The organism is Halochromatium sp., assembly GCF_054919635.1.
The window spans coordinates 1-3,933 of the sequence record NZ_JBUDPI010000344.1 but is presented as its reverse complement, the minus strand read 5'-3'; the positions used below and the strand labels follow the sequence as shown (position 1 = coordinate 3,933).

4 protein-coding genes are annotated in these 3,933 nt (G+C 62.4%); 2 read left to right on the top strand and 2 right to left on the bottom strand.

Going from position 1 to position 3,933, the window contains the following annotated elements; all coding sequences use genetic code 11:
- Positions 1–190 (bottom strand): Rho termination factor N-terminal domain-containing protein (locus ACY693_RS16295; RefSeq protein ID WP_462322863.1); only part of this gene is annotated, 190 nt, incomplete at its 3' end.
- A 191-nt stretch (positions 191–381) separates the two neighbouring features.
- Entirely contained in the window at positions 382–708 is a 327-nt protein-coding gene (gene trxA / locus ACY693_RS16290; RefSeq protein ID WP_462322862.1) for a thioredoxin TrxA, read from the bottom strand.
- Between the two features lie 439 nt (positions 709–1,147).
- Between trxA and ACY693_RS16285 the strand changes: the two genes are divergently transcribed.
- Positions 1,148–2,896: a DEAD/DEAH box helicase gene (locus ACY693_RS16285; RefSeq protein ID WP_462322861.1), complete on the top strand. Its 1,749-nt coding sequence runs from the start codon at positions 1,148–1,150 to the stop codon at positions 2,894–2,896.
- 69 nt (positions 2,897–2,965) lie between these two features.
- A partial coding sequence (locus ACY693_RS16280; RefSeq protein WP_462322860.1) for a thioredoxin family protein occupies positions 2,966–3,933 on the top strand: 968 nt, incomplete at its 3' end.

The following is a 3,933-nucleotide window of genomic DNA, read 5'->3' as shown; positions in this document are numbered from 1 at the left end:
AGCCGAAACCGTCTGACAGGATCTCGAGCACGCCGTCGCCGTAGATGTCCTCGCCGCGCTTCGCCTTGGCCTTGAGGATCGCGAAGATGAGGTCCTGCTTGCGGGAGCGGCCAACGCCTTCGATCTCCATGGACTGCGCTAGCTCCACTAGCGCAGGGACGGGCATCAGTTTTAGCTCGGAGAGATTCATGGATGGCTGATTCGACGGGGCTCGGGTGCGCTCCCCGCGCGAGGATCGCGGAGGACTCGACGGGGACGGGGTGGGCTCGGTAGCGGTTGGGTCATCGGAGTCGGTTTGGATAACGGGCTCCGTTTCGATGTTGCCGGATCGATTCCGCGTGTTATTCCCGGGCCGGCGCCGCGGGCGGGTGCGTGGCTGATTCAAAGGTTGCTATCGATAAAGACGGTCAGTTGAGACTTTGAGACCGCGCCGACCTTGATCGCCTCGGCCTCACCGTTCTTGAACAGGATCAGGGTTGGAATGCCCCGAACATTGAAGCGTTCGGTGACGGCGCGGTTCTCGTCGATGTCGAGCTTGGCAACCTTGATGCGCCCTTCGTACTCTTCGGCGATCTCCTCGAGGACCGGGGCGATCATCTTGCAGGGGGCACACCAGTTGGCCCAATAGTCGACGAGCACGGGCTGCTCCGACCGCAGTACATCTTGTTCAAAGGTATCGTCGGTCACATGGACGATTCGGTCGCTCACTTCGGTAGTCTCCAGGTTGGGGCATATTCAGGTCCAGCACTGGCCGAGGATTCTTCGACGACAGGTTGTGCCTGAGCAATGGTGTGATGGCGATCTCGATGATGGCGCCGATAGCAAATCGGATTGATGGGGTCGCCGTTCAGGGCGTTGCAGGTCGAGCGGTCGAACAGGCTCGTGATAGACGGGCCCGCTTGCTGCCGCAGCTTGGCGCGTTGGGCTAAGGCTGCGCGATCCGATGCTCTCATGCAGCGCCGCTTGCTCTTGAGCTTGCTCTTGACCAAGGACGTCGCGACGAAACGAGATGAGGCGGGCTGGTTGGCTGGCGCAAATGCTGCTGCCAGCGTTAGGATGCTATTTGAGCTAAAGATATCAAGTTTTGCAAGCCCTTCGCACCCTGTCATTGCGGGGTTGGCTCCCGTTTTCACCCGTTAGCGCTGCTATGCCCCAGACTCACCTGACTCAGACCCGTTTCGATCACTTCGAGCTTCACCCTCAGATTCTCGCTGGCCTTGAGGCCGCTGGCTTCCACTATTGCACCCCGATCCAGGCCGAGACCCTGCCCATCGTGCTGGCTGGGCAGGATGTGGCCGGACAGGCCCAAACCGGCACCGGCAAGACAGCCGCCTTCCTGGTCGTGGCACTGCAGCGCCTGCTCGCGCAGGAGCGCGGACAGGAACCCGAGGCCGACAGACAGCCCGCGCCGAGCGTAGAAGCCCAGGCCTTGGCACCCGGTGTTGACTCGAGCGTCGAGCCGGGCACTGAACCTGGCACAGACCCGGGCGTCGAGCTGAGCACGGCGTCAGGCGCTGATCCGCTCGCCGAGCAGCCCCATCCGGAAGCCGCTGTCGAGCCTCGCACTCGGTCGGGTTCGACGTCGAGCAAGCGTCGCCAGCCTAGGGTCTTGATTCTAGCGCCGACCCGCGAGCTGGCAGTGCAAATCCACAAAGATGCGAAGCTGCTCGCCGCGCACACCGACTTCCGGCTCGGTCTGGTTTATGGTGGGACCGGCTACCAGGCGCAGCGCGATGAGCTTGCTGCCGGCGTGGATATCCTGATCGGCACCCCGGGGCGCTTGATTGATTACCTGAAGCAGCGGGTCTTCGATCTGCGCCAGGTCGAGGTGGTGGTGCTCGATGAGGCCGATCGGATGTTCGATCTTGGTTTCATCAAGGACATACGTTTTGTGCTGCGGCGGCTGCCGCCGCCGACCAAGCGACTCGGCTTGCTCTTCTCTGCCACCCTCTCATACCGGGTCATGGAGCTCGCTTACGAGCACATGAACGACCCCCAGATGGTCGAGATCGCCCCCGAGCAGGTCACCGCAGACCGCATTACCCAGCATGGCTACATGGTGGCCAATGAGGAGAAGTTGCCACTACTGATCGGCCTTTTGCGTAAGCTTGAAGGGGCACGCAGCATGGTCTTCGTCAACACCAAGCGCGAAGGGGAGCGGGTCTGGGGCTTCTTGGAGGGGAACGGGATCAAGGCGGCGATGCTCTCTGGGGATGTCCCGCAGAGGAAGCGGCTCAGCCTGCTCAGGCGTTTCCAGGAAGGGGAGCTCGCCACCATGGTTGCAACCGATGTCGCCGCTCGTGGTCTGCATATCCCAGGTGTGACTCATGTGATCAACTATGATCTACCCGATGATGCCGAAGATTATGTCCACCGTATCGGCCGAACCGCGCGTGCAGGCGAGGCCGGCGACGCGATCAGCTTCGTCTGCGAGAGCTACGCGATGGGCTGGCCGGATATCGAGGCCTTCATTGGTGCGCGCATTCCGATCAGCACCGTCGAGCCCGAGTTGCTGGCCGATATTGACCCGAACAGTCGCGTCCAGGTCGAGCGTCGGCCGGGTGACGCGAGGCGAGCCGGTCGCGGCCCGGCGTCGCGCGATCGCTCGCGCGGGTCGGAAGCCGGCGCGGGTGGCCGATCCGGCCGGCGTTTGGGCCGGCGGGCCGGCGGTGGCGGTCGAGCAGGCACAGCACAGGGGCCATCCGCAGAGGGCAGCGATGTCGCGTCGGCTTCGACCTCTGCAGGTGGTGCAGCATCGGCGAGCCCGGCTCCGGCAGAGACGCCCGTTGAGGCAGCAAGCTCTACCAGCGCAGCAACTGAAGCACCAAAGAGGCGTCGACGGCGGCGCCCGCGGCGTCGATCGGCTGGCACCCCTGAGCCAAGCCCGCAGAACTGATCGCATCCTCGTCCAGTCGTTGGCTCCAAAGCCTCGGCAAACTGCGTCTATCTGGAGTCGATAGCCTCGATGTCTCGTTCTAATCCTTTCCGCTCGCTGCGTTGGTCGCTGATGCTCGGCTGTCTGCTGGCGGGGCTCCTAATCGCCACCGCGTTGTCGAGTACCCAGGTCAGCGCTGATGCTGACTCGCTGAGCCTCAATGATGAGCCGCGCGATGAACTCTTGATCTATCCGGAGTGGTTCAATGAGCCGTTTCTCGATCTGGGCGCCGACCTTGAGGCTGCGCGCGCAGCGGGCAAGGGACTGATTCTCTACTTCGGCCAGAAGCGCTGTGCCTATTGCCATCAGCTCATGGATGTGAATTTTGGCTCCGAGACGGATATCGTTGAATATACGCGCCGACACTTTGACGTTACCCCCATCGATATCTGGGGCGTCGCCGAGGTCACCGATCTGCGCGGCCGGACCATGACCGAGCGCGGCTTCGCACTGCGTGAGCAGGCCGACTTTACGCCGACCCTGATCTTCTATAACCAAGCTGGCGAGGAGGTCTTGCGACTGCGTGGCTATTATCCTCCCTATCAGTTCAGAGCAGCGCTCGAGTATGTGGCCGATGAGCATTACCGCCGGGAGTCGTTCCGAGACTATCTGGCGCGGGGCGATAATCGGATGGTGTTCGACGCTGCAGACCTGAACGACGAGCCCTTTTTTCAACCGCCGCCCTATCATCTCGATCGCAGCCGACTGCCGGCGGAGCGACCGCTGGCCGTGTTCTTCGAGCAGGGCGATTGTCACCCTTGCGACGTGCTCCATGGGCAAACGTTACAGGAGCCGGCGCTTGCGAATGCGTTTGCCAACTTCGATAGCATCCAGCTCGATATGTGGTCCAAGACGCCGGTGGTGACGCCCTCGGGAGAGCGCACGACCGCACGCGATTGGGCCTCGGACCTCGGGCTCTTCTACGCGCCAGCCATCATCTTCTTCGATGAGCAGGGCCGAGAGATTCTCCGAGTGGACTCGGTCGTTGGCTTTTATCG